Annotated in this window: 7 protein-coding genes; 5 read left to right on the plus strand and 2 right to left on the minus strand. The window is 33.3% G+C overall.

The features are described 5' to 3' along the window. On the minus strand, positions 1–754 hold a 754-nt coding region (locus AAC037_RS18425), incomplete at its 3' end, for an alkaline phosphatase D family protein (RefSeq protein ID WP_339904642.1). Between the two features lie 69 nt (positions 755–823). Continuing rightward, positions 824–1141 carry a hypothetical protein gene (locus AAC037_RS18430; RefSeq protein WP_339904643.1) on the minus strand — a complete coding sequence of 106 codons (318 nt, stop codon included), beginning with the start codon at positions 1139–1141 and terminating at the stop codon, positions 824–826. 652 nt (positions 1142–1793) lie between these two features. Here AAC037_RS18430 and AAC037_RS18435 point away from each other — a divergent pair. From AAC037_RS18435 to AAC037_RS18455, 5 genes are all read left to right on the plus strand, one after another. After that, positions 1794–1985, plus strand: a complete 192-nt coding sequence (locus AAC037_RS18435; RefSeq protein ID WP_339904645.1) for a hypothetical protein — start codon at positions 1794–1796, stop codon at positions 1983–1985. Next, a complete protein-coding gene (locus AAC037_RS18440) occupies positions 1979–2773 on the plus strand; it encodes an IS4 family transposase (protein WP_339904651.1) in 795 nt (264 codons plus the stop codon). The genes AAC037_RS18435 and AAC037_RS18440 overlap by 7 nt, the downstream gene beginning before the upstream one ends. Before the next feature lie 371 nt (positions 2774–3144). After that, positions 3145–3636, plus strand: a complete 492-nt coding sequence (locus tag AAC037_RS18445) for an ATP-grasp fold amidoligase family protein (protein WP_339904646.1) — start codon at positions 3145–3147, stop codon at positions 3634–3636. Positions 3637–4175: 539 nt separating this feature from the next. Beyond that, positions 4176–4667, plus strand: coding sequence for a class I SAM-dependent methyltransferase (locus tag AAC037_RS18450; protein WP_339904647.1), 492 nt, complete (start codon positions 4176–4178; stop codon positions 4665–4667). Positions 4668–4720: 53 nt separating this feature from the next. After that, positions 4721–5686 carry a glycosyltransferase family 2 protein gene (locus tag AAC037_RS18455; protein WP_339904649.1) on the plus strand — a complete coding sequence of 322 codons (966 nt, stop codon included), beginning with the start codon at positions 4721–4723 and terminating at the stop codon, positions 5684–5686. The last annotated feature ends 84 nt before the right edge of the window (positions 5687–5770 follow it).

A 5770-nucleotide genomic window follows, 5' to 3' on the forward strand; every position in this document is an offset into this window, starting at 1 on the left:
GGTTGTCTTTCTTTCTTTCTCTATCCGGACCTACTACAGGAGTAGCCGTAAAAAGAAGTTTGAATGTAGCATCTGATGCTTCCACAGATTTTGTAAACCAATCTATTTGCTCTTTGCCCCAAATACTTTTATTGGCTCCATCTTCCATGTCATTGGCAGACCTGTATTCTCTGCCTTCCACCATCCAAAATTGAAGGTCCTTTCCCCACCTCACGGTTCTGTAGGGTTTGTCTTCAATTGGTACATTTTCATACCATAGTTTTATGCCTTCTTGAAAGGTTAAATCTCCATAGGGTCCTTTCCCCAAATAGGCATCGTCTTTCAATAAATCATGATCATCGTTGATCATGTATATCGGGACTTTCTTGAAAAAATCCCTCAAGGATGGCCATCCGTTCATTGCATGCCATTTATGACATGCTTTTTCTATATTCTTAGCCAAAGGACCAGGTTTGTCATAATAAATATAATCCCCTGTATGAACAAAAAAATCAGGTTTGAGTTTTCCCATACTGTCATAAGTATGAAACCCTCTTTCCTTGTTATCAAAACTCCAGAAATACTGGCAAGTAGAGGTGGTTAAAAGCACTGGAACTTCATCTTTATCTCTCGGAGCAGTAGAAAAAGAGCCTTTTTCTACTTTTACCTCAGTCGCTTCACTTGACTTTGCTTCCCAATTAATAGAATAATCAGTACCTTCATCAAGGCCAGTTACAGGAAATTTAACTGTAAAATCATTTTCTTCAGAAGCCATTTCCCATGGTGAAGTGTAGATGGTTCTTCCATCTTTATGTTTAATTATAGCCCTAACTTTTCCTTCAGCTCAAATCACAGCCCCATCCATTTTATCAACCTCCTGGTTTTCATCAAAATCAATAGGGTGCCGAAATACCTTTTCTATTCGTTCATGCCGGATTGGGTTTGGAGAGGCTTGTGAACAAAGTCTTGTCCAAAGCATGGTTGTGTTGGCATCTACTTCCACAATTTTAAACCCATTTGTAAAAAACACACCTGAAGTTTTGCCGGTTATTAACCCCCCAATATTACCAATAGATCGGGCAATAACACTAGGAATAGCCAATAAAGAAAGCATTACCAGCCCCGTTTTTTTAAAGAATTTTCTTCTGTTCGATTTGTTCATAAACCAATTCGTTTTATTAACTATTGTTTCCAACCACTTTAGTAGTGGATGATAATTCAATTTTATAGCGACCCATTAATGTGGTCCTTGAAATAAACAAACCATGCCGTAAAGAGGTCTGATTGTACTATTCAACTTTTATGATATTTAAGCTCGCTTCAATTTAAATAAAATTTTCTTCGCCTCCATCCCTTTCAACCCGGATTATGCAATAAAGTTCGTAGTGCCTGTCCTGACCAATTTCATGCAATCATTTTTTTTGCAAATGATAATAATTATTTACTGTCGTCCGAGAACAAAAATAAGCTAAATAATTTAATCGTAGAATAGTACAAAAAATAAAGATGGGAAGCTTTTTGGAGCTGTCCCATCTTTTTTCTATTGTTGTTTCGACCAAGAAATAACAATATGAAGCAAGTTAAGAATAATTTTTTGTCCGGACATCCTATTATTGCCCAACTTTTATCCCTGCTACCAAAGGAAATTTTCAATGATGTTGTGAAACAGGAAGATTCCGACCGGTATTACAAGAAACTTAATACAGTGGACCACTTCATTTGTATGTTCTATGCCGTTTTGACGCGCAACAGTAGCCTCAAGGGAGTGTGCAAGAATATCGGGCTGATTTTCTTAAAACTTATTCCATTTCGGAATGAAACAGTTGCCAGCGAAAAGCACGCTCTCAGATGCCAACCGTAAACGTGACGACAAGATTTTTGCCGTGCTTTATTCAAAGCTTTTCGTTTATTATAAGAGAATTCTTCAGGGCAATTGGCTGGATATCGGCGGAGAGGTGGATCCTGGCCGGGTGGAAGTCTTTGACTCTACAACTATCACATTTTAGGAGATTCTCAAGGGGGCCGGACGGAATCCCTTAAACGGAAAAAAAAAGGAGGTGCCAAAGTCTTTGCCAAAATGAACCTGGCAGAAGGCGTACCCAATTATATCTGTATCCGTTCTGCGGCTACCAATGAAAAAATGTTTCTAAAAGTAATGGAGCTTCCCGAACATGGAATAGCAGTATTCGACAAGGGGTGTAACCGCTATTCAAGCTTTGAAAAATGGGACAGTTCAAATAGATATTTTGTAACCCGGAAAAAAGACAATATCAAGTATGAAGTGGTGCTTGATTTTGACTGCTCCCATTCCAAGGATATTAAAAAAGACCAGCTTATCTCACTGAATTACTGGGACAAGAGGGTTTCTCGGACAGTTGAGGTAAGGTTGGTAACCTATAGAGATCCGGAAAGCGGTGAAATACTGGAGTTTATCACCAATTTAAAGGGATTGGATGCATTGACGATACCTTTACTTTATAAAAATAGATGGGTCATAGAAGTGCTTTTTAAGCAGATAAAGCAGAATTTTGAGCTCAAATATTTTTTGTCGGACAGTGAGAACGGGATAAAGATTCAAATCTGGGTAGCCCTGATACTCAACCTGCTGTTTACAGTGCTCCATAAGCGGATTAAAGAGGCAGAGGATTTTTCCACGATGGTAATGATAGCAGCTAAAAATTTATGCTCATATATCAGCCTTGAAAGGTTTCTGCTCCATAGCGATACATATTTTAAAAGTATATTTCAAAAAGACCTTCAAAGCGTACAAACCCAATTATTCCTGTCTGGATAGGGGGTATATTTTATATTCCATAAAAAAAGCCCTCTAAAATTCAATTAAAGGACTTTAAATTAATTTTCATAAATTAGTCGGACGACAGTAACTTTTAATGAAAAAGTGGTCTTCAAAAAACTTTTTGACAGAAACCCATTATTGTGTCAAACTGCTGATAAGCAAAATGTTAAAATAATATTATAGAAAAAATTTGGTAAAAAATTTGCGGAAAATCATCTAATTCCTACCCTTTTTTCTGGAAATAATCCTGAAAAAATTCCGTTTCATTCTTTACCTTCAGAATTTATTATTAAGGGATGCCACTTCTCCGGCTATAATTTAATAATCACCAAAAACAGTAAACTTTCTAATGAAAAAATTTTAAATCATTGTCAATTTCTACTTCTATTAGATATACTCATGAATGGTTATACGGACTGATTCCTAAAAATATAATTATAGAGCCATTAATTAAGGATGAAACGGGAAAAATTCCCCAAGATTATAAGTTTTTTTGTTTTGGTGGCAAAGTGAAAATGTTTAATGTAGATTTTGGACGATTTAATTATATGAAAAGATCCCTATTTGATCGAAATGGCAATTTTATTGAAGGCAAAATAAAGTGTCCAAAAGGAGAAAAGAGTCATGGAATTAGAAATCTTAATGAAATTATAGCATTTGTGGAATCATTATGTTTTGGATTGGATTTTGTCCGGGTTGATATCTATATCGTAAAAAACTTACCGATTTTTGGTGAATTAACGCACTACCCAGGAGGTGGATGGTCCAAAATAACCCCTTTTGAATTAGACACTAAATTGGGGGAATTCTGGGATTTGAAAATGGAAAAGAGGAATCTTTTTAATCGTTTGATTGTGTAAAGTTTTATAATTAAACTTTAGGGTTACCAATTTAGAACTCAATTAATTGATTAAGAGTGCATTATTTTGTAAATTGTATTCAAAATCAAGTCATATGACAATATTTTAAGATATTGATGGATAGTTATATAAGAAGAGGTTCACAAGTTAACGTGAATGCTATGAGTATTTTGTCGACTCAAAGTGGAAAGAAGAATATAATTGCAAACGTTTTGAATCCTCAGAATATATAAAAGGGAAACAGCCAAGCAGCCGTAGATGTAGCAAATGTGGGTATGATGAATCCACCACTGCTGAGACTTTATTTTCTATAAGCTTAGGTTTAGTATTGATAAGTCATTTGAGAAATTGGCACTTCTAAGAAAGGAGCCAATAGCATTTGGTTGCCGAATATTTCGGTTTTAACCAAAAAACGGTTTGGCATAAAAAGACTTTAATTGATTAGTACTGTTTAATAGAATAATATTTAATTTTAAAATAATTTTAGTATGGTGATGCGGTGGGATATAATAAACTCGTTTATAAAAAAATATAGATATGTGAGCTATTTAGAGATAGGATTACAAACAGGTTTGTGCAGAGATAATGTTAAGGCTACTCAAAAAACAACAATAGATCCTGATAAGAATGCTAATTCTCCAACTTTTTTAATGACTTCTAAAGAGTTTTTCTCTATTAACCAGAAAAAATTTGATATTATTTTTATTGATGGTCTACATCATTCATCCCAAGTTTATGAAGATATATTGGAATCATTAAATATATTGAACCTTAAAGGGACAATTCTTTTACATGATATGTTGCCAACGTCAAAAGAAATGCAACAAGTTCCAAGAATTAGTAAAGTATGGACAGGAGATTGTTATAAGGCTTTCATTAAACTAAGGATTGAGCGTACTGACTTAGAAATGTATACTATCGATACTGATTGGGGTATTGGTGTAATACAAAGAGGGATACAGGCAAAATTAAATATTGATTCAAGTGATATTACCTATGAATCATTTCTTCTAAAAAAAAAAAATGGATGAATATAATATCTGTTAAGGATTTTTTTCGATATATATCTAGTAAGTAAATTAAGATGGAAGTTAATAAAATTTTAAATAAATATATTAAATTAGTATCAATAATTGTAACTTATAATGGATCTTTTTATATAGAATCTTGTATTGAATCTTTAATGAACTCCAATTTAAGCACTGATATTATAGTAATAGATAATAATTCGACTGATGAAACAGTAAATATAATAGAATCAAAATATACGAATATTAAACTAATTAAATCTAATATAAATGTAGGATTTGGCAAAGCAAATAATATCGGTTTAAGTTTAGTGTTGGACAGTGATGCTGATTATGTCTTTCTCTTAAACCAGGATGCACGTGTTGAATTCAAAACCCTTAGTAGACTTGTTCTCCAACACATGGAAAATACCGATTTTGGTGTTTTAAGTCCAATTCATTTGGATGGAAGCGGAAAGTTGTTAGATATTCCTTTTTTGAGTTATCTAATAAGTTCTAAAATTGGAGGTATAGAACTTATCTCTGAAAATTTGATTGGGAAAAATTCTAATCTTCTTTATCCTATTGATTTCGTTAATGCTTCGGCATGGTTAATTTCAAGAAATTGTTTGAATCTAGTTGGGGGGTTTGATCCATTATTTATTCACTATGCTGAAGATAACAACTATTTAGATCGAGTTCATTACCATGGTTTAAAAGTTGGGATTGTATCAAATTCAAGAATGTATCACGACAGGAAAAATAGAAATGACACTAATTGGGAAAACCCTTTTCATCATAATTTTAATTCTTTTAAAAGGACACTATTGTTAAATTCATTAAACCCTTTTAATCCTGTTGATATTCATGATGTATTAAAGCATTTAAGGAGACGATTGTTAAAATCAATATTTACTTTCAATTTACAATCCATTCTTTTTGAAATAGATATGCTGAATTGGTTTTTGAAGAAAAATAATTCAATCAAGAAACACTTGCAACTTTCTAAAATTAAAGGAACTACATTTTTGGAAAAAAGATAAAGTGTGGCCATACTCACTACTAAGGGAACTAATTAGGGCTTGTTGGAAAATTCGATAAAACTTGACCACGTAAGGGTAAACTAA

The sequence above is a fragment of the uncultured Cyclobacterium sp. genome (genome assembly GCF_963976465.1).
Lineage (GTDB): Bacteria > Bacteroidota > Bacteroidia > Cytophagales > Cyclobacteriaceae > Cyclobacterium.